This window comes from Vibrio porteresiae DSM 19223 (assembly GCF_024347055.1).
In the GTDB taxonomy this organism is placed as follows: Bacteria; Pseudomonadota; Gammaproteobacteria; order Enterobacterales; family Vibrionaceae; genus Vibrio; species Vibrio porteresiae.
This window is the reverse complement of record NZ_AP024896.1, coordinates 1,389,105-1,412,091: the sequence shown is the minus strand read 5'-3', so window position 1 is coordinate 1,412,091 and position 22,987 is coordinate 1,389,105. Positions and strand designations below refer to the sequence as shown.

At 44.7% G+C, this 22,987-nt stretch carries 23 protein-coding genes; 10 read left to right on the top strand and 13 right to left on the bottom strand.

Annotated elements, in window-relative coordinates:
- Positions 1 to 3: 3 nt before the first annotated feature.
- Positions 4 to 225 carry a hypothetical protein gene (locus tag OCV11_RS22975; protein ID WP_261896780.1) on the bottom strand — a complete coding sequence of 74 codons (222 nt, stop codon included), beginning with the start codon at positions 223 to 225 and terminating at the stop codon, positions 4 to 6.
- A gap of 344 nt (positions 226 to 569) precedes the next feature.
- Between OCV11_RS22975 and OCV11_RS22970 the strand changes: the two genes are divergently transcribed.
- Complete coding sequence (locus OCV11_RS22970; RefSeq protein ID WP_261896779.1) at positions 570 to 1,946, top strand: MFS transporter; 1,377 nt, start codon at positions 570 to 572, stop codon at positions 1,944 to 1,946.
- Between the two features lie 70 nt (positions 1,947 to 2,016).
- Here the strand turns inward: OCV11_RS22970 and OCV11_RS22965 are convergent, their stop codons facing one another.
- The 4 genes from OCV11_RS22965 to OCV11_RS22950 all read right to left on the bottom strand — a co-directional run bounded on the left by OCV11_RS22965 (position 2,017) and on the right by OCV11_RS22950 (position 4,360).
- Positions 2,017 to 2,634, bottom strand: a complete 618-nt coding sequence (locus tag OCV11_RS22965) for an HAD family hydrolase (protein ID WP_261896778.1) — start codon at positions 2,632 to 2,634, stop codon at positions 2,017 to 2,019.
- Positions 2,635 to 2,883: 249 nt separating this feature from the next.
- A complete protein-coding gene (locus OCV11_RS22960; protein ID WP_261896777.1) occupies positions 2,884 to 3,306 on the bottom strand; it encodes a GNAT family N-acetyltransferase in 423 nt (140 codons plus the stop codon).
- Positions 3,307 to 3,335: 29 nt separating this feature from the next.
- Positions 3,336 to 3,740 (bottom strand): GNAT family N-acetyltransferase, encoded by a 405-nt coding sequence (locus tag OCV11_RS22955; protein ID WP_261896776.1) that lies wholly within the window; start codon positions 3,738 to 3,740, stop codon positions 3,336 to 3,338.
- 131 nt (positions 3,741 to 3,871) lie between these two features.
- Positions 3,872 to 4,360 carry a peptide-methionine (S)-S-oxide reductase gene (locus OCV11_RS22950; protein WP_261896775.1) on the bottom strand — a complete coding sequence of 163 codons (489 nt, stop codon included), beginning with the start codon at positions 4,358 to 4,360 and terminating at the stop codon, positions 3,872 to 3,874.
- A 353-nt stretch (positions 4,361 to 4,713) separates the two neighbouring features.
- On the opposite strand from OCV11_RS22950, the gene OCV11_RS22945 reads away from it, so the two are divergent.
- On the top strand, positions 4,714 to 7,083 hold the full coding sequence (locus tag OCV11_RS22945) for a glycyl radical protein (protein ID WP_261896774.1): 2,370 nt from the start codon (positions 4,714 to 4,716) through the stop codon (positions 7,081 to 7,083).
- The gene (locus OCV11_RS22940) at positions 7,083 to 7,994 is read left to right on the top strand and encodes a glycyl-radical enzyme activating protein (RefSeq protein ID WP_261896773.1); all 912 of its coding nucleotides are present in this window, start codon (positions 7,083 to 7,085) and stop codon (positions 7,992 to 7,994) included. Before OCV11_RS22945 ends, OCV11_RS22940 begins: the two co-directional genes overlap by 1 nt.
- Here the strand turns inward: OCV11_RS22940 and OCV11_RS22935 are convergent.
- A complete protein-coding gene (locus tag OCV11_RS22935; RefSeq protein ID WP_261896772.1) occupies positions 7,991 to 8,863 on the bottom strand; it encodes a LysR substrate-binding domain-containing protein in 873 nt (290 codons plus the stop codon). The genes OCV11_RS22940 and OCV11_RS22935 overlap by 4 nt on opposite strands.
- 100 nt (positions 8,864 to 8,963) lie before the next feature.
- On the opposite strand from OCV11_RS22935, the gene OCV11_RS22930 reads away from it, so the two are divergent.
- Entirely contained in the window at positions 8,964 to 9,587 is a 624-nt protein-coding gene (locus tag OCV11_RS22930) for a LysE family translocator (RefSeq protein ID WP_261896771.1), read from the top strand.
- A gap of 71 nt (positions 9,588 to 9,658) precedes the next feature.
- Here the strand turns inward: OCV11_RS22930 and OCV11_RS22925 are convergent, their stop codons facing one another.
- Entirely contained in the window at positions 9,659 to 10,750 is a 1,092-nt protein-coding gene (locus OCV11_RS22925; RefSeq protein WP_261896770.1) for a hypothetical protein, read from the bottom strand.
- 344 nt (positions 10,751 to 11,094) lie between these two features.
- On the opposite strand from OCV11_RS22925, the gene OCV11_RS22920 reads away from it, so the two are divergent.
- Both OCV11_RS22920 and OCV11_RS22915 read left to right on the top strand, forming a co-directional pair.
- On the top strand, positions 11,095 to 11,442 hold the full coding sequence (locus tag OCV11_RS22920) for a hypothetical protein (RefSeq protein ID WP_261896769.1): 348 nt from the start codon (positions 11,095 to 11,097) through the stop codon (positions 11,440 to 11,442).
- Between the two features lie 163 nt (positions 11,443 to 11,605).
- Positions 11,606 to 13,519, top strand: a complete 1,914-nt coding sequence (locus tag OCV11_RS22915) for a diguanylate cyclase domain-containing protein (protein ID WP_261896768.1) — start codon at positions 11,606 to 11,608, stop codon at positions 13,517 to 13,519.
- 44 nt (positions 13,520 to 13,563) lie between these two features.
- Here OCV11_RS22915 and OCV11_RS22910 read toward each other — a convergent pair whose 3' ends face one another.
- Positions 13,564 to 14,184 carry a TetR/AcrR family transcriptional regulator gene (locus OCV11_RS22910; protein WP_261896767.1) on the bottom strand — a complete coding sequence of 207 codons (621 nt, stop codon included), beginning with the start codon at positions 14,182 to 14,184 and terminating at the stop codon, positions 13,564 to 13,566.
- Between the two features lie 210 nt (positions 14,185 to 14,394).
- Here OCV11_RS22910 and OCV11_RS22905 point away from each other — a divergent pair, with 210 nt between their 5' ends.
- Positions 14,395 to 16,305, top strand: coding sequence for an NAD(P)/FAD-dependent oxidoreductase (locus tag OCV11_RS22905; protein WP_261896766.1), 1,911 nt, complete (start codon positions 14,395 to 14,397; stop codon positions 16,303 to 16,305).
- Between the two features lie 20 nt (positions 16,306 to 16,325).
- Complete coding sequence (locus OCV11_RS22900; RefSeq protein WP_261896765.1) at positions 16,326 to 17,273, top strand: zinc-binding dehydrogenase; 948 nt, start codon at positions 16,326 to 16,328, stop codon at positions 17,271 to 17,273.
- Between the two features lie 58 nt (positions 17,274 to 17,331).
- Here the strand turns inward: OCV11_RS22900 and OCV11_RS22895 are convergent, their stop codons facing one another.
- From OCV11_RS22895 to OCV11_RS22880, 4 genes are all read right to left on the bottom strand, one after another.
- The gene (locus tag OCV11_RS22895) at positions 17,332 to 17,877 is read right to left on the bottom strand and encodes a helix-turn-helix domain-containing protein (protein WP_261896764.1); all 546 of its coding nucleotides are present in this window, start codon (positions 17,875 to 17,877) and stop codon (positions 17,332 to 17,334) included.
- A gap of 141 nt (positions 17,878 to 18,018) precedes the next feature.
- Entirely contained in the window at positions 18,019 to 18,243 is a 225-nt protein-coding gene (locus tag OCV11_RS22890; protein ID WP_261896763.1) for a hypothetical protein, read from the bottom strand.
- Between the two features lie 59 nt (positions 18,244 to 18,302).
- The gene (locus tag OCV11_RS22885) at positions 18,303 to 18,566 is read right to left on the bottom strand and encodes a Txe/YoeB family addiction module toxin (protein ID WP_225250868.1); all 264 of its coding nucleotides are present in this window, start codon (positions 18,564 to 18,566) and stop codon (positions 18,303 to 18,305) included.
- A complete protein-coding gene (locus OCV11_RS22880) occupies positions 18,559 to 18,813 on the bottom strand; it encodes a type II toxin-antitoxin system Phd/YefM family antitoxin (protein ID WP_225250869.1) in 255 nt (84 codons plus the stop codon). The genes OCV11_RS22885 and OCV11_RS22880 overlap by 8 nt, the downstream gene beginning before the upstream one ends.
- Positions 18,814 to 19,632: 819 nt before the next feature.
- On the opposite strand from OCV11_RS22880, the gene OCV11_RS22875 reads away from it, so the two are divergent.
- Entirely contained in the window at positions 19,633 to 20,643 is a 1,011-nt protein-coding gene (locus tag OCV11_RS22875) for a S66 family peptidase (protein WP_261896762.1), read from the top strand.
- 63 nt (positions 20,644 to 20,706) lie between these two features.
- On the top strand, positions 20,707 to 21,864 hold the full coding sequence (locus tag OCV11_RS22870) for an iron-containing alcohol dehydrogenase (RefSeq protein ID WP_261896761.1): 1,158 nt from the start codon (positions 20,707 to 20,709) through the stop codon (positions 21,862 to 21,864).
- A gap of 123 nt (positions 21,865 to 21,987) precedes the next feature.
- Here OCV11_RS22870 and OCV11_RS22865 read toward each other — a convergent pair whose 3' ends face one another.
- On the bottom strand, positions 21,988 to 22,962 hold the full coding sequence (locus OCV11_RS22865; RefSeq protein ID WP_261896760.1) for an MBL fold metallo-hydrolase: 975 nt from the start codon (positions 22,960 to 22,962) through the stop codon (positions 21,988 to 21,990).
- Positions 22,963 to 22,987 lie beyond the last annotated feature (25 nt).

The following is a 22,987-nucleotide window of genomic DNA, read 5'->3' as shown; positions in this document are numbered from 1 at the left end:
GCTTTAACACACGATAAAGTGGCTCCAGTTAGGAGCCATTTCTTTTTCTGATGAAATCATTAAGCGTTGAAAATGCGCCTCTCCATATAAAACAAGACGAATAGGCAATGAATAGGGAAAATTGGGCACGATATTTATTTCTGAAAGCCTAAAATAGTCTGCGTCTACTAAGAGAGTGGTGACGCTTTGAGTCGATTCATTCGGGGTCATCTTGTTTTCAATCACCACTCGCTTCCTAACTGATCGCAAACATGTTTCCTTTTATTCAATCTGAAATGGGAAACGCGAGTGCGAAAGGTCTCTGCTTGTTATTCTGTGGTTTGACAACACCTTAAGCAATCAGCCGTGGGCGGCAGTCCTGGCTTTTAACCTACCGCTACTGGTTCAGTAGCGGCTTTTTTTTTGTCTGCTCATATTAACTTGTCACGTTACTCATTTAGGGGCTTTATTCCTCTACGTGATGATTTAAGCTGAATAAAATTCATGTTGTTAATTAAAAATCCTCAATTGTTCCTTGTCATTGAATATTGGACTATTTAGCCATCTAGACGGAAATGTGGTGTAAGTGAATGACAAATCAAGCGGCGGACCCTCGCGAAATATTGGAACACTCGGCAATGACATGGCTACAAAAAGTGATTGTGGCAATTACCGTGGCTTTTAGCGCGGTTGATGGCTTTGATGTTCTGGCAATTGCGGTATCAGGCGCAGGCATAATGAGTGAGTTCGGCCTTGATAGGGCAGGCTTGGGCGTGGTGCTTTCGATGGAACTGCTGGGCATGGCGGTTGGCTCTGTACTGCTGGGAGGTATCGCTGACAAAATTGGCCGACGCCATATGCTGCTCGGTTGCCTCGCAGTGATGGCGCTTGGGATGGCAATGGTGGCGCAAGTGACGAGCGTGAGTGCGCTATGTGCTTGGCGTGTCTTTACCGGCTTTGGTATTGGTGGATTGCTTTCGACCAATAATGCCGTTGTCGCCGAGTTTACTAACCAACGTTATCGCAGCTTGAGCATTTCTCTCATGGTCATCGGCTATCCGATGGGAGGCATTTTATGCGGTGCCATAGGGCACGCTATTTTGGATGCGGGAGCAGTGAACTGGCGCGCGATGTTCTGGGCTGGTGCTCTAATGTCTGGCATCATGATTCCGATTACCTATTTGTTACTCCCAGAGTCTGTGCATTGGTTAAGCCGCATTCAACCACGTAACGCTTTATCTCGAATCAATACTGTCTTAAGTAAACTTGGCCATCAGGGTGTTGAGCAATTGCCAGTGCCAGTGCAGCATGAAAGCAAAACCTCAATACTGGATATCTTTTCCACCGGTGCCAAAGGCTTGTTGGTTGCCACCTTATTGATGACCTTGGCTTATCTCTTCCAAATGATCACTTTCTACTACGTTCTGAAATGGACGCCAACGATAGTAGTGCAGATGGGAATTGGCGCAGCATCTGCCGCAGGTGTGCTATTTTGGGTGAACGTTGGTGGCGTATTAGGTGGTGCTTTGTTTGGGGTACTGAGCAGTAAAATTGGCTTAAAACGTTTAACAGTGGGTGTATTGGTACTCACTTGTGGCGCGGTGACGCTGTTTGGTCAATCTCAACCTGATCTTACTCAACTCAGTTTACTGGCGGCGGGTGCGGGATTCTTCGCTAATGCAGGTGTTTCAGGCATTTATACGTTAGTTGCCTACGTATTCCCAACCCACGTACGCGCAACTGGAACTGGTTTTGTCATTGGTGTTGGACGCGCTGGTGCCGTCATTGCGCCTTGGCTTTCAGGGCTCTTAATGCAGCAGGGATTAGATAAAGGCGACCCACTGTTAGATGTGCTTGCCTATGTGGCTCTGCTTATGGGTTTGTGTTCACTTGTTGCTGCACTGGCGCTGTATTTTCTGCGCGGTGAGCCTGAGATAGAGCAACAGATGCAGCCCGCGAAAGGGTAACTGACAAGGCGAGGGGAAACTCTCGCCTTTGTTTTTGTATTGAACGTTTTTTTGCCGAGTAAGCAGATAGTTAGAAAACAAGCCCCAATTCTTTTAGTGCATGTTCGCCTTGGTCTGCGTTTTTAAATTCTATTGCGGTGATACCCACATTTTGTGCGCCTTTTACATTGTGCGGCATATCGTCTAGGAAAATGGTTTCTTCAGCTTTGATATCAAACTGGTTAAGCAGATGCTGGTAGATTTCGGCTTGAGGTTTAAGGATGCCGACATCCGCAGACACAACAGCGCCTTCGAAAAGATCCCAGAAGGTGTAAGTGGATTTTAAATGGTTGACGATTTCATGGACATTATCAGTCAAGGCAAACACTCGATAGCCAGCGGCTTTTACACGTTTGACAAGGTCTACCGAACCGTAGATAAGGATCTGAGTTTGCTTCACATAGTAAAACAGGCGTTCACATTCGACTTCAGATAAGCCAAGCAGAATTTGATGCTGTAATTTCGCTTCATTTTCTGAAATTAGCCCTTTATTGAGGTTATACCAAATTTCTGATTGAAAAATGGATTCACACAAGCTCTCAATGTCGTGTGTATCGGTAAAAGTCAGTCGAGTAATCTCAATAGGATTCCAACGTACCAACACATTACCGATATCGAACACTACGTTTTTGATCGAGCTAGATGCCATGTTCATTTCCTCCATAGGACTAAGATGAGCTGCGTTAAGGTAGAAGAGTGTGCAGCGAATAATTGATGAGCAAGGATGGGATAAATGCTCTCAAGAAGTGTCAATTATGCGCGAACCTATGGCGATTCTTTGTGCAGGGCTAGACGCTTTTACATTTTCTTAATGAATTTTAGTTCAATAGAAACCGAACATGTTATGCGCAAATCGGCCAACATTAATCGAGAGCTACCCCATATACTGTCCCTTCATCTACTGATAAATGGTAGGCTGCCAAATTTGCATGAAAGATTGGGCATTGGTTATCTGCTCAAAACCGAATTGTGCATAGAGGCCATGAGCGTCGCTGGTGGCAAGCATAAAACGGCGGAGTCCTTGCGTGTCTGGATGTTCGACAATGTTTTTCATGAGGAGCTTCGCTAAGCCTATTCCTTGAAACTGAGGCAAAATAAACACATCGGAGAGGTAAGCAAAGGTCGCTTTATCAGTAATGACACGGGCGAAGCCAACCTGCTGATTGTCATCCGTGTATACCCCAAAAGCCAGTGAATTGGTAATTGCCTTTTTTAGTGTGGCTTGAGGGATACCCTTTGCCCAATAAGTGGATGAAATGAAGGGATAAATCACATCAAAATCGAGCTTTGTCTGGTCAGTTGAAACGCTAAATCCTTGCATTAGGTCTGGTCCTTTTTAATTGATTGAATCTAATAATATTTTTTATACAAGTATGAGCTCTCATCCCGATACTCAATCCTTTTAATTTTTACAAATCCATTTTTTTCATAGAAGTGTTGCGCATTAGTGCTAAAGGTTGGCGTTTCAAGTTCAATGATACCGTTAGATTTCAGCTTAGCCGTGAGATATTCCACAGCAGCCTGTCCGGCACCTTGGCGATGAAACTGAGGCGCAATAAATAGCCTGATCAAATGGATTGTATTCTCGCTTTTAGAATAATAAAACCCGCCAATAATTTCATTCAACTGATTGATTTTACAGTAGGTATAATTTTCTAAAGCTTGTAGTTGATGCTCAACACTATCGTAACCAGGTGGCCCAGAGCCACACAGCTTCTTATCTTCAGCAAAAGCTAATGTTTGCAGTTCAACCAATCTTTTGATATCAGCTTAGCTGGCATGACTAATGGAAAACATGTTATATCGGTTAACCCTTTGTTTCTATTTAACTATTCATAACAAAATGCGTAAATAAAAAATGGGGCTGAACCAGCAGTTTGCGGTGTTTAGGACTTTTTATAGCGATGCAAAATATTCCACGGAATATGGCATAAGTGATGGTCTTCAGGGTGATGCGTTAAATGGTGCTGATGCTCATCATCGCTCGGTACAAAGTTAGTCAGTGGCAGTACTTCTACTGCAATTTTCGCCGCATCATCTCTTGCTGCGATGTACTGTTTGGCGATGGTTAAATGATTAGGGTTGGTGCTGTAGATACCCGTGCGATATTTTAAGCCGATATCCACGCCTTGCTGATTAATGCTATAAGGGTCAATGATCTCAAAGAGATGGTCGATGAGCGTTGCCACGCTGATTTGTTGCGGGTTAAACTCAATGCGCACACACTCGGCATAGCCGTCGTACTCACTTTGGGTGGTATGCGTGGTGCCATTGGCTCGTCCCGCCTCGGTACTGATGACCCCTGGTACGTATTTGATAAATTCCTGTACGCCCCATAGGCAACCGCCGGCTAACACAATCTCTTCGCTTTTCACTGCTGTTCTCTTTGCTATTTTATGGCAGGCATTCAATGAGTTAATTGTCGCTCTCTTTACGTCAATGCCCCGTTTTACGTCGATGAACCATAGCAGGCTTTTAACCAAAAATTAATAGCTACGTTGACGATTGTTTGCTCCGTGTACTTATGGTGGTGCAAATAGTTGAATAATTCATCGCTTTATTGCGCTAGAACAAAATTTGACCTTTTCGCTCCGTGTTAGATTGAATTCAAGTTGTGCGTTATAGCATACAAACAGTTTTCAACAACGGATGTTGCCGCTGGGTTTTTCTCTGGTTTGAAGTAATCCAGACAGGGGAAAACAGAGCTGGTCGATAGGGAGAAGTTATTATGTCAGTGAATGAACGAATCGAACGATTAAGACAAAACTACGTTAATTCAAAACCTTCCATTTGTTACGAGCGCGCTCGTATCTACACCGAGTCACATAAACACACCGAAGGTCAGCCAGTGATCTTACGCCGAGCACAGGCGTTTTATGATTTTTGCGATCAATTTGATATTCAGATCTTTGCTGATGAACTGGTCGTTGGCACGGCAGGAAAATTTCGTCGCACAGGTATTTTAACCCCTGAGTTTTCTTGGCAATGGGTCGATAAGGAGATGGACAACTTCGATAAACGTCCACAAGACCCTTATCAAATGACGGATGAGCAACGTGATTTTGTTCGAGCTAATGTGTTTCCATATTGGAAAGGACAATCGTTAGAAGAGCACTTTTTGGCTGCATTACCTGCTCGAACTGCTCAAATTGCCGTGGATACTGGCGTGGTCGATAACGACTCCAAATGGCGTCAGGCGGTGGGGGAAATTACCCCGGATTATCAAGATGTGCTGTTTAAATACGGATTTAAAGGCGTGATTGAAAAGCTGCAAGCTAAGATGGCGAGTTTGGATTACGCCAACAGTGGGGATATTGAAAAAATCCAGTTCTGCCAAGCGAGTATTTTAACCTCGAAAGGGATTATTCGTTTTGCGCAGCGCTATGCCGCATTAGCTGAAAGGTTGTCCGAGCAAGAAGCCGATCCAGCTCGACAAGCAGAGTTACACAAGATTGCTAAAGTGTGTGCCCGCGTACCTGAGCTGCCACCACAAACTTTTCATGAAGCGATTCAGTTTGTCTGGTTTACCCAATTAGGCGGGATCATTTCTGAAAACCCATTGGCGCTGAATCCTGGTCGATTCGACCAATATATGTATCCGTATTATCAACGTGATATGGAAAACGGCATTATCACCAAAGATGATGCAAGGGAGCTTATTCAAGCGTTATGGCTTAAATTCTCTGAATGGGTGTGGACTATTTCAGCTAATACTGCGGGCTATTTTGCCGGTTATAACCAGTTCCAAAATCTCACTGTGGGCGGCAAAAATCGCGATGGTTCCGATGCCACCAATGAACTGACTTACCTGTGCTTAGAAGCGACCGACGCGGTGAAAACTCACCAGCCGGGTTTAAGTGTGCGTATTCATTCCGATTGTCCGCCTGAATTTCTGCAAGCCGTTACCGATTTGGTCAGTACTGGTACTGGATTCCCCGCGATTCATAATGACCAAGCGGGAACGCAAATGCTGCTGCAAGCGGGTTATGATGCGGAAGATGCTCGAGACTGGAGTAACTGCGGCTGTGTTGTTCCGCATTTTCGCAAAACAGGTCAATGGACGTCGGCGGTGAATGTGAACTTTGCAGCGGCGATGGAATACGCACTCAATAATGGTAAAAGCCGCTTAACTGGCGAGCAGTTGGGTGACGACGTGGTCAGCGAGTTTGCTAGCTACCAAGCGGTGGAAGATGCGACGTTGTCACAAATCGGCCATCTTATTCGTCACTCTGTGATTTCTACTCTGGTAGCACAGCGTCTGCACGAAGAGATGGTGCCACGTCCGTTCTTGTCTGCTTGTATTGAAGATTGTATTGAAACCGCAACCGATCTTTCCAAAGGCGGTGCGAAATACAATATTGGGCCGGTGTTAACTGGGATTGGTTTGGCGATTGTCGCTAACTCATTAGCTGTGATTAAGAAGCTGGTATTTGAAGACAAAGTCACCACGATGGCAGAGCTTAATAAAGCGTTAGATGCTAACTGGGAAGGCTTTGAAGCACTGCGAGCCAAAGCGTTGGATGTGCCAAAATACGGCAACGATGATGATTATGTGGATGGTATCGCTCGCACTATTGCTAACTATTACTATCGCACCACCCGTGAATATCACGATATTTTTGGCTCGCGTTTTAACAGTGCCTTTATGGGGATTTCTAACTACATTCCAACGGGTCGAGTGGTGGGGGCAACACCATGCGGACGTTTGGCTCGTCAACCGATTACCGAAGGGGTTTCGCCATTTGCTGGCAGTGATGTGTGCAGCCCACTGGCCGCGATGCGCTCAAGTGCGAAGATGAACCACGATGTTCACACTGGTGGCACGTTGCTCAACTTACGTTTAAGTGAAGATGTGGTAAAAACAGCGAAAGGACGCCGCGATTTAGGCAATATCATCCGTGCTTATTTTGCTTTAGGTGCTTTCCATGTGCAGTTCAATACGCTTTCTACCGAAACATTGCGTAAAGCGCAAAAAGATCCCGATCAATACCGTGATCTATTGGTGCGCGTGGCAGGGTACAGTACTCAGTTTGTGAACCTGTCACCTGAGATGCAAGAAGCGATTATTGCCCGTTCTGCACACGAAAGTTGTTGTTAATGAACGTGGACAATACTGCACCAGCCACTCAAGGAATCGTCCTGCAGATGCAGGATTATTCCATCCATGATGGTGACGGAGTGCGTACCACGATTTTCTTAGCGGGTTGCGCACTGCGTTGTCAGTGGTGTGCTAACCCTGAAACATGGACTGCTAAGCCCAAATTGGCTTATTACCCACACAAATGCAAAGGCTGCCAAACCTGCGTTGGGCAATGTCCGCAACAGCTTGATCCCCGAGCAGTCACTCAGGCAACCCAAGCCTGTGATCACTGCGGCTTGTGTGTTAAAGCCTGCCCCTCAAGGGCACTTTCACTGGCATGTACGCCCGCATCGGTCGATGAGGTGGTGGCGAAAATCAAACGGGATGAGCTCTTCTTTCGCTATACCGATGGCGGTGTGACGTTTTCGGGTGGCGAGCCGTTTATGCAGCCCGATTTTATCCGTGCTGTTATTGAACAGTGCGAACCTTTAGGTATCAGTTTCTGGGCAGAGACCTGCGGCCATTTTAATTGGCGCAGCGCCGCTGATCTGTTTCCTTATTTTGAACATATTTTCTTTGATCTCAAAGTGATGGACTGCGCCAAACATAAAGCGGTCACTGGGCTTGGCAATGAACAAATCTTAAAGAACGTCAAACGCATTTACGCTCTCGGCGTGCCCATGACAATCCGAATTCCCCTTATCCCCGAAGTGAACGGTGATGAAGCCAACCTGCGCGCCACCGCGGAATTTATGCAGCAAAATCTAGCGGGTTGCGCCATCGAACTCTTGCCTTATCATGAACTCGGTAAAGCTAAATACACTGCTTTCAAAATGCTCGATGATTTTCATTCTTTCACCGTACCAAGCAGTGCGATGCTGGAATGGGCATTTGGGATTTTTAGCTCCTATGGCATCAACGTACGTTAATCTTCAATAAGGGTTGGTTTTAGTTGGGCTAACTCAAGCTGTAACCAATTCACAAATGCTTGTTCATGTTGGTTCCAACTATCATGTTGACTTATCAACACATAATTATGTCCAGACTCGATAAAACCAAACGGGGCAATTAGTCGGCCACGTTTTATATCGTCGACCACTAAGGGATAGGATCCCATCGCGATTCCCAATCCGTCTGACGCAGCTTGCAAACAAAAATAAAAGTGCTCAAACGATTTCTCATTGGGTTGGGATAGCTGGGTTTTGGTCGCAGCGAGCCAATCAGACCAAGCGGTCGGACGAGTATTAGAATGAAGCAGAGTACAGCTATCTAGAGTCTCTTTTATTTTGCTCCAATACTCTGGTGAGGTGACTGGGCCAACATACTTAGGGGTTAAAAGATGAGACACGTAATCAGGGTTAAGCTCGAAGTCGTCACGACGAATAGCCAGTGATATTCCATCCTCACTCAGTGTGACAGGACCCCCTGCGGTGGAAAGGCGAACATCAATACCAGTTTGTTGATAAAAGCTAGCCAGTCTTGGCATAAGCCAGCGCATCGTTAACGTTGGTTCACAGGAGATGTCTAAATGTGCATCATCCTTTCTCGTCAGCGCAGTAACGCCGTCACTTAAAGCGCCAAAGGCTTTATCGGTATATTGCTTAAGCAACTGACCTTCTGCTGTAAGCAACATGTTCCGGCCTTTTTTATAAAACAGCGTTTGCGAGAGGTGCTGTTCTAGCAGTTTGATCTGCTTACTCACCGCCCCATGGGTGATGTGCAATTTCTCTGCAGCATCACTATACGTTAGCGATTCAGCGGTAATGTGAAATACATAAAAGGCTTTTAAATGTCTCATCCGTGAATTTTTCTCACAGTTAGTGTCCGTTCTTTTCGATTATAACGTACTAAAAAATAGATACAATTTATCCCATGATTCTTGAAGGATAGTAGAAAAAATGGAATGGTTTAGTTTTATAATTTTCGGGTTATTGATTGTGATTAGCCCTGGTGCGGATTTCGTTTTAGTATTCAAAAACAGTGTTCTGTTTGGTCGTAAGGCGGGGGCGCTTACAGCGTTCGGCATTGGTATTGGAGTCTGTATCCATGTTACTTATTCCATTGTGGGTATTAGCCAGCTAGTGCTACACAACGCTTGGTTGTTCTCCATGATCAAGTACGCTGGAGCGGGCTATCTCGTTTATTTAGGTATTAATGGATTAGTTCATTCTAAGTTTAAGTTGCAGCAGCCAGAGCAAAACGCCGAGATGGACAAGCCAGATAGACATTCCAAATATCTGGTACAAGGGTTCTTTTGCAACTTACTAAATCCTAAAACGATGCTGTTTTTCTTAAGTGTTTTTAGTCAATTAATCTCGACGGAGCAGGGTAATCACTCGCTCTTTGTGCTCGGGTATGGGGTGTATATTGCGGCATTACATGTGGTTTGGTTTGCGCTGGTAGCCTACATCATGACATCTAAGAGAGCATCGACACTAATGAACAGATTTGGTCAGCGTATTAATCAATTGTGCGGTATTGGTTTAATCACCTTTGGGGCATTGCTTTCGACCAATTCTTAATCACAATCAACCAAAAGGCACGAGCCATGCAGCCAATGGTCTCGTGTCTTTTTTTAAAAAAAAACTGACGATTACAGCGCGTCAGCGGTTTCAAATACGTTGTCTTGTGGGTCTTTGGTGCTGCCGCCTTCTGATTGCACGAGGTGATCGGTTGTTGCCATCCACTCTTTCACTTCATCGTTCGTCGTCGCGGCAGAAAGACCAGCGAGAGTATTATCGGAAACGGTAGGGGTGGAATACGCTATCGACCAAAGATAGAGCCAAATAGCAGCACTGTGTTTTTGTGACTGCTGCGTTTGATTAAAGAAGCCGGTTTTTTCTTCGGCAAATGCCACTGAGTTTTGCAGTTCTTTATTTTCATCGCCAACAAAAATGGAAGAGGTAACAACAGAGGTGCGATAAGAATCGATGGCGATATCAGCTGCTTTAAGGCGAGCGACAATTTCCCGCGCTTTTTCACCAACCCAAGCTCCGTCTAAATAGCTTTTGGCATAGTTGGAATAAAAGGGATCGAGCAGCGAAACACGCTGTGGCACTTCGTTACTATTAACCGAGCCACTTGCTGCCAGAGTGACTAACTCATCGGCTAAGCGCAGAGCCAGTTGGTTACCCAAACTGTGTCCCGCCAGACGAATGTCACTACCTTGATAACCCGCCATCGCGTCTTCATAGGCGGCTAGCAGCAGCTCAGTGACGGTTTGATCGGGACCATCATGATAAGTGCCAGCGCTATCTAGCCAACGCATGGCTTTATTCCCTTCGGTTGACCAGATTTTGGCTTCTGCATTTTTAACTTCAGATTCGTCGGCGAATTGGTCCCAATACAAAATACCGATATTGTAGCCTTCACTTATCCATAGGTTGGCAAAGTCCATGTCTGGCCAGCCGTTTGAGTCATCCTCGTAAAAGGTTTGGCGTTCTAACTCAGTAATATGGTCTTTCTGCCAGCCATGAATAAATATCAAGGTTGGCTTACTTGGGTCATAGTAAGTACTGCCATCTTTGGTGTCGGCTGACGCTTTCTCATATTGGTTATTCGCACCAAACCAATATAAGCCGTAGCTCAGTTCATCAAAATCACTTTGCGGAAATACGTCGGTTCGCGCTTGTACGCTAAAACAGAGGGCGATACTCACGATGAACAACACTATTCTTTTTACCATTCTGCATAATCCTTCAATCATTGTGGTGGATAGGTTGACTGCTAATGAAAATGAAATCATATGCATATTGAGTATCAATTAACCAGATTTTATGCAGGCTTATGGAAGGGGGATCGCCTAGGTGGTTCACGCTGTTATGCATTGGGTTGTGAGATCAGTAAGAAACAAAAAAGGAAACGCTATTTTGTCGCTCTCACGCTGCTTAGAAATAGATCACACAATAGTGTAAATCTTGGTATCACTTCTTGGCACTGTGACGAAGGTTCTGCACGCACGAAATAATCTTCTCTACATTCATGTGGGCTAAGCGGTAAAGGCGTTCCAACTGACGAGAGGGCGTAATTATGATTAACCACACACATCAGAATCAACTGGTAAGCGACGACAAAATTGAGAAGTATTCGACCATATTGAACCGAGCTTCTTTTATTGCCTTTCTAGTTACTTTTGCATACATGGAGTTTGCTCTGAATATGCGCAGTAACTTGGTGGATGGGTTACTGTTTGTTATTTTGGGTACCATATTGATTACCTTTTGTCTGTTGCCCGCTTTTGTCGATTTACGCAAAAAATGGCCTAACTACTCTATGCTGTGGTCTGCTGGGGATATTTCAATCACCGTCGTAGCGACTGTGGTGGCCTATTATTTATGTTTCTCCGAAGAGACTAATCTCATCAAACTGCTGATGTAAACAGTGTTAGTCAGCCGTAGTTCGTCTTGGTTATCACACTAACCTAGGTGAAAATAGAGAAAGTAAGGGGATGATTTAGCTGATCAACCCCTTATTTTTCATCCAATTTATGGTTCTTTTTTCGATGAGATTCTGTTCTTGTGCCAAAATTAAGCTAATTCGATTGGCTAACGTAAAAATTAACAACGATTTTGGTACGGTGAACGGATACATGGTGAAACACTCCCAATATTCAGCGATGTTTGATAAAGCGCTTACTCAGCTAAAGCGTACCACGGTTGATCGCATCCCTGAGCTTAATGCTTTGATCAAGCTGATATCAGAGACATTCGACTGTCCAATGACGGTGTTGTCGCTGAATGATGATGATCAGGAAAACTCTCCACAGCTGTTTATCTCTTCGGTTGGTTTATGTGAAACCTCCATTGATAGCCCAGACTCCTTTTGCCGTTATATTTATACCAACAAATCCATGGTCATCGTGGAAGATGCTCAATCAGACCCACGCTCATGTAACAGTCCATTTATCATCGAAAAGAAAACTCAGTTTTGTGCGGGGTGCCCTATCTCACTCGACGGCGAAATGATTATCGGAGCGTTAAGTATCTTTGATGACCGTCGACGTTCCTTTGGTGAAGCGGATCAGTTCCGACTCAAGGCATTTGCTCAAGTTGTCGAAGGATTATTACGTTCGAATCTGAACTGGCTGCAGGCCAAACTTGCGTTTGAACAAGTTGAGTCAGCACGAGTGTTATTGGAACGAAAAAGCGCTCTGTTTGATGAGTTAGCTACAGCCTCTGGAGTCGGTGGTTGGGAATTTGATATTGAAAGCAACGAGTTAGTATGGACTCAGCAGACACGGGAAATTGTTGGTGTGGGGCCTGATTTTGTTCCTACCATGGAAAGTGGTTTCTCCTATTTTGCGCCCGAAGCGCGCGAAATCATTGAAGATACCGTTAATAAGGCGTTGGTTACCGATGGTATCTGGGCTAGTGAATTGCCTTTTATTAATGCCCAAGGAAAACACATGTGGGTAAAAACCACCGGACAGGGCATGTATAAAGACGGAAAACTGTACCGTTTGATTGGCTCGTTCCAGGATGTTTCTGAACGTAAGCTGATTGAACAGAAAATGAGTGAAAACGAACGCTTGATGCAGGCAAAAAACAATGAATTGAGCGCAATCGTGAACCACATACCGCAAGGGGTTGCTGTCTATGATTCGCGTGGATTGCTCAAATACTGGAACAGTCAATATATTGATGTATATAAGAAAAATACATCTCAGGTTCAGGTGAGAAACTCCTTTAGGGAGTTTCTGCGTACGCGATTTGAACGTGAAGAAACCATTGAACAACCGGATGACGTGTTAGAACAGATGTACAATGCGTTTGATTTAGGTCAGCCGCTACGTAAGATCTATCATCTTAAAACCGGACAAATCGTTGAAGCACTCTATAACCAATTGCCTGATAAAGGTTGGATCTGTACTTCAGAAGATATCACTGCGCAAGAAAAGAGCCGCGAGAAAATCCAGCATGCAGCTCACCATGACACGCTTACCGGCTTAGCCAACCGAACCCAATTTAACCAATACGTTGAAAAACTCACTAAGCATACTCAAGAGGCCAATCAACACCATATGTTGATGCTGATCGACCTTGATTACTTCAAAGACGTAAATGACCACTATGGCCATAGCGCCGGTGATGCGGTATTAAAAGACGTTGCAGTGCGGCTAAAAAGCTCCGTTAGGGAAACCGATTTAGTGTGCCGTTTTGGCGGTGATGAGTTCGCCATTCTGCTCACTGGTAATCACAATATTACCCACGTTGCACAAGAGATGGCTGAGCGGATTGTTAATTCAATCTGTGAGCCGTTTGATATTGGTGGTAAAGAGATTCACATCGGAGTCAGCATCGGTGTGAGTTGGATTGATGAAGAAGACAAAGAACTAAACGAAGCGTTAAAGCGTGCCGATTTGGCGCTCTACCAAACCAAAACTCACGGTCGCAACGGCTTTAAGTTTTACCAAGAGGATATGACCGAAGATAACTCCTTCAAAGACGATAAGTAGCTTGTCTAATGTCATGTTCTCAGTTTGTTTAGTTCGACTTTCGCTCATTCACCTAAACGCTGTACTTCGTTTTGCACTTGTTCTTTATTGCTCATTCTCAGTTCTGGAGTGAGGTCAAATAGGGCTTCAAGGGATTGATGAACCAAGATTTTACGGTTGAATTGACCGTTTTTAATGCACCAAAACATTTCGTATCCGGCACTCATAAATGCAGCGGAGAGAAACAGATCTTCAGGTGCTGAAGTATTACGAATATGACCTTGCTTTTGCGCTTTTGTAATTAAAGCCACACACAGTTCTCGCAACGGGCGACTGAAGTTAAAAGTGCCGCGGTCTTGCTTTAAGTTGATGACAAACAACTGACTATTGAGATCGACGCCAAGTTCGTTACCGGCTTCCGCCAGTTCATCAAACACCATTAAGAGTTGCTGCCAAACATTATCGGCTAAGACAAAATCGATGCTCTGGGTTTGGATCTTCTCAATCACGCCTGCATAGAAGTTTTCCAGCAAACTCTCTTTCGATGAGAAGTGATAATAAAACGCTGGCTTAGTGATATGACAGGCATCGCAAATATCGGTGACTTTGACTTGGCTAAAACCCTGTTTTTTAAACAAAGCGTAAGCCGTGCGAGTGATTTTCTCTTTTGTTGTCTCTTTAATCATGACCGATATCCTAACTCTCCAAGCCCGTTTGAATCAGCGTTGGCGTTCATTATTTGGTAAATATAACAATATTTCAACAAGTTATTCTAATCTTGTTTGTTTTGTAAGGATTAAAAAATGTTCTGATTAGTAACGCCTGATCACAATCTTAAATCTGGAGTAAGAATAATCTTTACTCAGGTAAAGTTTTTAATAACTTGGAGAAACAACATGGAACTCTTTGCGAAAGGCAATATCGGTAACATGAGGTTAAAAAATCGGGTAGTGATGGCACCTATGGGAACTAAACCCGAACCCGATGGCCGCTACAGTAATGAAGCGATTGACTATTTTGTGGAGCGGGCGAAAGGGGGTACTGGGCTTATTATTACTGGTGCCAACATCGTTACGACGAAATACGAAGATCGACCTGAAAACGAGCTATCAAGCTTTCATCATGTGGAAAAGCTCGCGGTGCTGATTGAACGTTGTCATCACTATGGCACTAAGGTGTGTGTCCAGCTTACGCCGGGATTAGGCCGGATGGTATTTACCGACCCGTTTAATGCGCCATACTCGGCAAGTAGCGGTACGACTTCCTTTTGGTTTCCACAGCTTAAGTGTAAAGAGCTCTCTGTTGACGATATTCATTACTTAACCGAGCGTATGGCCTATTCGGCAACCTTAGCGAAAGCGGCTGGGGCGGATTCGGTTGAAATCCATGGTTACGGCGGCTATTTGATGGATCAGTTCCACTCATCATTGTGGAATAAACGCCAAGACCAATATGGTGGTTCACTGGAAAATCGCCTACGTTTCTCTTTAGAAACGATTGCTGCGATTCGTAAAGCGTGCGGCCCCAACTTTCCGATTATCATGAAATACACCGCTTTTCATGGGGTTGAAGGTGGACGCGAGCTGGATGAAGGCATCGCGATGGCGAAATTATTTGAACCTCATGTCGATGCATTGCACGTTGATGTGGGTTGTTATGAAGTGTGGTACAAAGCCATTTCGACCGTTTACGAACCCGCCGCTCATCAAATGAGTGTGACCGCTGCGGTGAAAGAAGCGGTTTCGATTCCGGTTATTGGTCAGGGTAAATTGAACGAACCTGAGTTGGCTGAATCTGAACTGCGCAATCAACATCTTGATTATGTTGGCCTCGGTCATCAACTCTTGGCGGATCCCCATTGGGCGAATAAAGCCAAAGCGGGGCTTAACGAAGATATTGTTCCTTGTATTGGTTGTAACGAATGTTTGCACAGTGGTTTTAGTGGTAAACACTATTACTGCGCGGTCAATCCACTGTGCTACGCAGAAAAATCGTATCAATTAACGCCAGCTCCAGAGCCTCGTTCGGTGCTGGTGATCGGTGGCGGCCCTGGTGGAATGCAAGCGGCTATCGCGGCAGCTGAACGTGGATTTAAAGTCGAGTTATGGGAAAAAAGCGATCAACTTGGCGGGAACCTTCATGCAGCGGGTTTCCCTACCTTTAAACATGACGTATTAAAACTGATTCGTTATCAAAGTCATCGTATTGCTCAGCTTAATATTCCGGTGAAATATCATTGTGATACCAAAGCGGAAGACGTCATTGCCGGACAATATGACAAAGTGATTTTGGCCACAGGCTCCAGTAGCGTAATTCCACCGATTGCTGGAATCGAGCATGCAGGGGTTGCTAATGATTACCTCACCGGCAAAAAGCAGTGTGGCAAACGTGTTGTGGTGATTGGTGGCGGATTAGTTGGGTGTGAAGTGGCAGCGTTTATGGCAGAAAGTGCCGACCATGTTGCGATTATTGAGATGCAAAACGACATTCTTACCACAGTCGAGCACAGTAAAAACAACGATCTGTCGCTGCGAGATATGCTCGCCAAGCGCGATATTCAGTTGCTTACCTCAGCACGCGTTAAACAGATTGCCGCCGACTGCGTTATCTACGAACAAGAGGGCATGACACAGGAATTGCCTTGCGACACTGTGATTATTGCGGCCGGATATCGCGCGGAAAATGGCTTGGAAGATCAATTGGAAGGCAAGGTGAAAGAGCTTGCGGTGGTTGGTGACGCAGTGCATTCACGTCGTATCCTTGATGCGGTACACGAAGCGTGGCACGCCATTCGAATTATGGAATAAAGAAACTGGGAGGAAAACGAATGAAAGGTTGGTTATTTACAAAAACACATGTCGCTCCACGGTTAATTGAAAAAGAAGACCCGATTGCGGCGGACAACGAAGTGATTTTGGATGTGAAGGCTGCAGGGCTATGCCACTCCGATGTGGGCGCGTTGGAAGACGAAACTTGGATGCCATATTACCCTAAGCCAGTGATATTTGGCCACGAATGCGCAGGACAAGTGGTTAAAGTCGGCAAAGGCGTAACCCAATTTAAAGTGGGCGATCGTGTGGGTGTGTGTCCGATTAACCCAGAAACGGGGATCACGATTGGTTATGGTCGCGATGGAGGCTATGCCACTAAATTGGCAGTACCTGCCAGTCAACTGATTCCACTGCCAGATGGCGTCAGTTTTGTGCAAGGTGCTGCGGCCACGGATGCTGGCATGACGTCCTATCATGCGCTCTTTACGGAAGGTGGCGCTAAAGCTGGAATGAAAGTGGGTATCGTAGGCATTGGTGGTTTGGGACAATTCGCGACCCAAATGGCGCTGATTGAAGGTTGTGAAGTGTATGCCGTCGATAAAAATCCGGCGGCACGTCAACTGGCGTTGGAGCTGGGCTGTAAAGCGGTCTATGAAAATGTTCTAGATTTGGCTGAGCATCAATTGCCATTGATTGTCGATTACGCCGGGTTTGGCCAAACCACAGCAGATGCCGTTGAAGCGATTGGTTTCAAAGGTAAAGTAGTTATCGTCGGTATGGGAAAATTGGAAACCACGTTAAATGTCATGACCATGATTCAAAAACAAGTTACGGTGAAAGGCAGTAATGGGGGCACTAATGAAGATATCGCTGGGGTTTACGCCAAGTTTGCCACAGGCAAGCTTAATCCAACGTTAACCACCATCAAATTCGAAGAAATTGGTGATGGGCTAGAGCAGTTAAAAGCGGGTAAAGTCAAAGGTAGACTGGTTGCTTTAATTTAGCCACCGAAAAAGCCCCGGCTTATCATGAGGTGAGCTGGGGCTTTCTGTTCGTTATTGTTTAAGTGTAATGCACCAAATTCTGAAATCTCACTTGTTTGGTTTTGGCTCGGTAGGAGTGGGGTTGGTCGGCAAAAAAACGGGCGGTGTCATTGGGATTGAGTGTGTGCCATTCGTTGTCGAAAAAAAGCTCTAAGGTGCCTTCAATAACCCAAACAGTTTCCATTACTCCATGGGCGTGGGCACTCGAGTGTTGCTCGTGGTGAGCGAATAGGGAAATGTCGAACATCTCGTATTTCACGCGTGGGTCGTAAGGCATTAAGGTGGTGATTTGCATGTTAGGATCGTCTGGAAACTCTGTTTCTTCCCGTTCATGCTCTTGCGAAATCTGCCCAAGGAACGCAGAAAAAGAGGTATCCAGACCACTGGCGATTTGCCATAACTTAGCAATGGTGGGGCTCGATTCTTCACGCTCGATTTGACCCAACATGGCTTTGGAAACGCCAGTCAATTTTGCCACTGCATCGAGGCTTAATTGACGTTCACTACGAATCGCTTTTAGGTGCTGAGCAATATGCTGTTTCAAATGAGATTCTGCGTTGGTCATGACAATCCTTAGTATTTAACACGCCAAAGATTAACAATATCATAGCGTTTATGTCATTGGATAATAATAAATTTTGTCCAGAAAATCTCTAGTAATCAAGGTGAAATCATCTCATTTGAGATGCCGTATATTTTCACGCAATTAGCCAAAGTAATACGATATTTTTTTAATAAGAAGTGCTGATTCTTCCGAAATTTTTAAGTCACTATGCTTGTTGATTTCAGCCAGTATTCCTTTAGCAGAAAATATGCCTCTCACTTCAAGCCTAGATTTCACTTCATGAAGAATTTTATTTTTTATTGCTGTATTAGATATGGACTCTTTTACTATTTTCGCAAATGCGTCCATTAACTCCTCATCATCCATTAAAATATCCTCATTGCCTAGTGCTCCTAACACCTCCTAGTTAAGCGGCAATAATGAAGTTAATAATGATAACGACATGACAGGATTGTTATTGCTTGATCATCAACTGCATAAACCAAGCGATTTGTATCGTCTATTCGCCGTGACCAAAAACCAGCTAAGTTCTCCTTTAATGGCTCGGGTTTACCAATACCTTCAAAAGGAGACCGCTTAACATCTGTGATTAACTTATTAATCCGTTTTAATGTTTTCTTATCTTGTGTTTGCCAATACACATAGTCGCTCCATGCCTCGTCAGTCCATGACAGCAAACGACTATTCATCGATCAAGTCCCTTGGTGTTGTTTGACCTGCTTTGTACTGGGCAATTGAACGGTTCAAATGCTCAGCATTTGCTGGAGAACGTAATAAATGAACGGTTTCCATTAAGCTATTGTAATAATCCAAGGACATAACCACTGCATCTTCAGCATCTCGACGGGTAATAACTGTTGTATCGGCATCATTAACTACACCATCTAAGACACTTTTTAGACTATTACGAGCTTCAGTAAAAGATACGATTCTCATAGAAATCTCCACATGTACAATTTAAAGAACAAGTATATAGATCCTATTTAAATATGTACAGATAGTTGGACATGTTAACTCTGCTGGCGGGTAACGTGTAGCTCAAGTGTAAACGTGCTGTTCAACTCTTTTCCCTTGGGCATCAACGGTGACTGCTTTTACATAAATCTGGTGATTTTTATCCATGTAAACTCGAAGGTAAAACTCCAAAATGCAATCCAAGGAAACATTGTGATTAGCGGCATGCTTTGGAAGCCATTCACGATAATGAAATATCGATCTTCTAATTCTAGGGGTGAGCCGAAACACTTCCTCTGTGCGAACTGGAACCCAAGAAATCTGAATAGGCTTACCTTTGTTTAGCCGAGCTAACGTATATAGTTCTTCGAATACAAATTCCCCATCAATACGGTTGCATCCACCAACAAACGAGTGGACAAAGTTGTGAGCCATTGATTTTATTGACTTATACTTCATGTTAACCCTGAGCTATAGCAGTGCCTTTTCAGCAGACATTGTCTTTATAAAATGTTCAGAAATAAAGATACCATAGCAACAACATACTGCTACATCGGTCTTATCGTTCGTGAGAAATTTACTAAATTTACGAAGACACCCCCTTATTCAATACACACTTTTGTCCATACATGGCGAACAAAGCTTATTGCTTCAAGACCGGTTTTCGTGGTTATAAAGGTGTGTGTCCTGCTTATTCTGTTTATCGTTGTTTATTGATCGTTGTGATACTGATCTTGTTTATCTTATTGTTTTTTATGGTATACGGTTAAGTATCGTCAAATAAAAAGAGTCAATTCTGTTATGACAATTCGTTTAGCGCCACGCCTTAAAGCGGGTGATACCATCGGTTTCTTTTCTCCCTCTTCTCCTGCGACTGTATTCGCCCCGAGTCGTTTTGCTCGAGCCAAAGCGTATTTGGAACAGCAAGGTTTTAAACTCAAAGCGGGTTTGCTAACGGGTAAAGACGATAACTATCGCTCTGGGTCAATACAGCAAAGGGCTGAAGAGCTTAACCAATTGATTCGCGACCCTGCAGTTCGCTGTATCATTTCAACCATCGGTGGCAGTAACAGTAACTCCATATTGCCTTACATTGATTACGCGGCACTCAAAAACGATCCAAAAATCATCATCGGTTATTCCGATGTCACAGCGCTGTTACTGGGTATTTACGCGCAAACGGGGTTAGTCACTTATTATGGTCCCGCCTTGGTTGCCTCTTTTGGTGAATTGCCGCCGCTGGTGGATCAAACCTTTGCTTCGTTTAAGGATTTGCTATGTGATGTACCTGCACTGCCATACGCTTATACCATGCCAAGATACTGGACGGATGTTCGAGTTGATTGGGAGAACCAAGTCGAAGAGAAGCCTGTCAGTGCTAACCATTGGGAATTTCGTGGCGAAGGTAAGATCTCAGGGCGATTGATTGGCGGCAACCTCAATACCATGGCGGGGATCTGGGGATCGCCTTACATGCCTGAGATTAAACAGGGAGACATCTTGCTTATTGAAGACAGTCTCAAAGGCATTGAAACCGTCGAACGGTCGTTCGCTCACCTTAAATTGTGTGGCGTATTTGATAAGGTCGCTGCGGTTATTTTGGGGAAACACGAAGGGTTCGATCACCGAGAAACCTATCGTTCACCTTATGATGTGTTGCTTGAAGTGCTTAATGGTCAGCAAGTCCCTATCGTCAATGGTTTTGATAGCTGCCATACCCACCCGATGTTAACCACACCGATTGGTGCGCATGTCACTATTGATTTTGCAAAGCGTGAGGTACTTTTGGATAAGCCATGGATAGAGGGTTGAATTCGTTAGCGTAATTGATAGCCTTACTCCAAAGAAAACATGAAACCGAATAGGAACCCACCCATGCTCAATTTCACCTATTTCAACCCGACCAAAGCGCATTTTGGTAAGGGACAAATTGCGGCGTTGAAACATGAAATTCCGCTCAATAGCCGCGTTCTCGTCACTTATGGTGGTGGCAGCATTAAGAAAAATGGTGTGTATGACCAAGTGATGGCGGCATTGGCTGGCATGACTGTGATTGAATTTTGCGGTATTGAGCCGAATCCGCATTTCGAAACCTTGGTGAAAGCCGTTGACCTTGTTAAAGAACACCATATCGATTTGATCCTGGCCGTCGGGGGCGGTTCAGTGATTGATGGCAGTAAGTTTATTGCGGCCGCCGCCTGTTATCAGGGCGATTACTGGGACATCATTACCACGGGCGGTAACTGTGTGACAAAAGCCCTTCCGCTGGGCTGTGTGGTGACATTACCGGCAACGGGGTCAGAAATGAACCGTAATAGCGTAGTCACTCGTGCTGCAACGCAAGATAAATTGTCTTTTGGTTCGGATTATGTTCGTCCGCAATTTGCGATTCTCGATCCACAAACCACCTATACATTGCCTCCACGTCAAATCGCCAATGGTGTGGTCGATAGTTTCGTGCATATCATGGAACAGTACATGACCTATCCGGTGAACATGAAAGTCTCAGACCGTTTTGCCGAAAGCTTATTGCTAAATCTGTTTGAAGATGGTCCTGTTGCACTCGAAAAGCCAGAAGATTACGACGTGCGAGCCAACCTCATGTGGACAGCGACCATGGCGCTGAATGGAACATTGAAAAATGGTGTACCAACCGATTGGTCAACGCACGCCATCGGTCATGAACTTACAGGGCTTTATGGGTTAGATCACGCGCAAACACTGGCCATTGTGATGCCTGCGCTATGGCGTTACAAAAAGGAACAAAAGAAAGGAAAGCTTCTGCAATACGCAGAGCGTGTATTGGGCATCACTCAAGGCTCTGATGATGAAAAAGTAGAGCAGGCGATTGTGCAAACTGAGCGCTTTTTTGAAACGATGGGTAATCCGACTCGGCTTTCGGCTTATGACCTAAACGCTAGTGATATCGAGGCGGTTGCGGATAAACTCAAACAGCATGGCCAAGTGGCATTAGGCGAACACAAAGACATCACGCCAGATGATGCAGTAGCGATTTTAACTTTGGCGCTGTAGTCATTTTGTGGAATAAAGAACACACCAATAACAAAGGGGCGAATCATTCGCCCCTTGCTGAATAAGATAGGTCAAAGCATCAGATTAAGACGCACGAAAACTACCTATCATAGTGCTCACTTGCTATTTATTTGTAGGAGTACGATTAACATAATCGACAGGCACCCAATCGTATCCTTTACCGTCAGCACGAATGTGTCCAATGCCCGGAAACGCCAAATGGGGTGCTGCAATTAACTCTTTTTGCTTGGCAAAATCAGCAAAGGCATTTTTACGCACAGTTTGCGCTTTTGATTGATCTTGGTCGTAAATAATCGTCACGTTTGGATCAGCAAACTGAACTGCAGCGATATGAATGATATCCCCAACAAAGGTAATACTTTCTCCTTTGCTGTTTAAGCGATAAAAGGCGGCACCAGGAGTGTGTCCCGGATGTACAGTTGCTGTGATTCCAGGCAGAATTTCTTGGCTACCGCTAAAGGTCTTCACTTTGTGCTCATCCAAATAGGGTTTAAGAGTGGAACGAGCTCCATCAAAGTAGCCTTGCCCATAAGGAGATTTTTTCATTTCTTCATCGCTAAAGAAGAAATCGATGTCAGGCTTACCGATATACACGGTGGCATTGGTAAAGACAGGCTTACCATCTTTAATCAAACCTCCAGTGTGATCCGAATGGGAATGGGTGATCAATATGTCTGTGATATCAGCGGGTTTAAGACCTAATGCGTCTAAGTCTGCGACTACTTTGCCACCGACATTTGGACCATATACTTGTCCTAAGCCAGTATCAACCAACACGTTATGTTGGGGTAATTGAATTAGGAATGCGTTGATAGAGCCCTCTACAGGGTTTGTTTGAAAATGGTGGGCGAGATCTTGGTCAATCTCTTTTGGGCTCACATTACGCAGCAATTTTTTGGCATCTTGAGGGACAGTGCCATCATTAAGAGCAGTGACGCGAACTTGCCCCACTTGAACCGCATAGCCACCGGCTTGTTGAGTGACCAAATGGGATTCGGTGTCAGCGTAACTCAATGGCGCTTGGAATAACGTTGCTGCAACTAATGCAGTGATCAGTTTGCGCGACAGCATTGACATAAAATAGCTCCTAGAAAGATAGTTT

What these genes read in the sequence shown, in the direction of transcription:
- OCV11_RS22880 (WP_225250869.1), bottom strand. Translation starts at nt 18,813, where the DNA reads ATGAGAATCGTATCTTTTACTGAAGCTCGTAATAGTCTAAAAAGTGTC.
- OCV11_RS22895 (WP_261896764.1), bottom strand. Translation starts at nt 17,877, where the DNA reads ATGACCAACGCAGAATCTCATTTGAAACAGCATATTGCTCAGCACCTA.
- OCV11_RS22865 (WP_261896760.1), bottom strand. Translation starts at nt 22,962, where the DNA reads ATGTCAATGCTGTCGCGCAAACTGATCACTGCATTAGTTGCAGCAACG.
- OCV11_RS22970 (WP_261896779.1), top strand. Translation starts at nt 570, where the DNA reads ATGACAAATCAAGCGGCGGACCCTCGCGAAATATTGGAACACTCGGCA.
- OCV11_RS22935 (WP_261896772.1), bottom strand. Translation starts at nt 8,863, where the DNA reads ATGAGACATTTAAAAGCCTTTTATGTATTTCACATTACCGCTGAATCG.
- OCV11_RS22960 (WP_261896777.1), bottom strand. Translation starts at nt 3,306, where the DNA reads ATGCAAGGATTTAGCGTTTCAACTGACCAGACAAAGCTCGATTTTGAT.
- OCV11_RS22945 (WP_261896774.1), top strand. Translation starts at nt 4,714, where the DNA reads ATGTCAGTGAATGAACGAATCGAACGATTAAGACAAAACTACGTTAAT.
- OCV11_RS22920 (WP_261896769.1), top strand. Translation starts at nt 11,095, where the DNA reads ATGATTAACCACACACATCAGAATCAACTGGTAAGCGACGACAAAATT.
- OCV11_RS22890 (WP_261896763.1), bottom strand. Translation starts at nt 18,243, where the DNA reads ATGGATGATGAGGAGTTAATGGACGCATTTGCGAAAATAGTAAAAGAG.
- OCV11_RS22870 (WP_261896761.1), top strand. Translation starts at nt 20,707, where the DNA reads ATGCTCAATTTCACCTATTTCAACCCGACCAAAGCGCATTTTGGTAAG.
- OCV11_RS22900 (WP_261896765.1), top strand. Translation starts at nt 16,326, where the DNA reads ATGAAAGGTTGGTTATTTACAAAAACACATGTCGCTCCACGGTTAATT.
- OCV11_RS22910 (WP_261896767.1), bottom strand. Translation starts at nt 14,184, where the DNA reads ATGATTAAAGAGACAACAAAAGAGAAAATCACTCGCACGGCTTACGCT.
- OCV11_RS22930 (WP_261896771.1), top strand. Translation starts at nt 8,964, where the DNA reads ATGGAATGGTTTAGTTTTATAATTTTCGGGTTATTGATTGTGATTAGC.
- OCV11_RS22885 (WP_225250868.1), bottom strand. Translation starts at nt 18,566, where the DNA reads ATGAATAGTCGTTTGCTGTCATGGACTGACGAGGCATGGAGCGACTAT.
- OCV11_RS22940 (WP_261896773.1), top strand. Translation starts at nt 7,083, where the DNA reads ATGAACGTGGACAATACTGCACCAGCCACTCAAGGAATCGTCCTGCAG.
- OCV11_RS22965 (WP_261896778.1), bottom strand. Translation starts at nt 2,634, where the DNA reads ATGGCATCTAGCTCGATCAAAAACGTAGTGTTCGATATCGGTAATGTG.
- OCV11_RS22905 (WP_261896766.1), top strand. Translation starts at nt 14,395, where the DNA reads ATGGAACTCTTTGCGAAAGGCAATATCGGTAACATGAGGTTAAAAAAT.
- OCV11_RS22875 (WP_261896762.1), top strand. Translation starts at nt 19,633, where the DNA reads ATGACAATTCGTTTAGCGCCACGCCTTAAAGCGGGTGATACCATCGGT.
- OCV11_RS22925 (WP_261896770.1), bottom strand. Translation starts at nt 10,750, where the DNA reads ATGGTAAAAAGAATAGTGTTGTTCATCGTGAGTATCGCCCTCTGTTTT.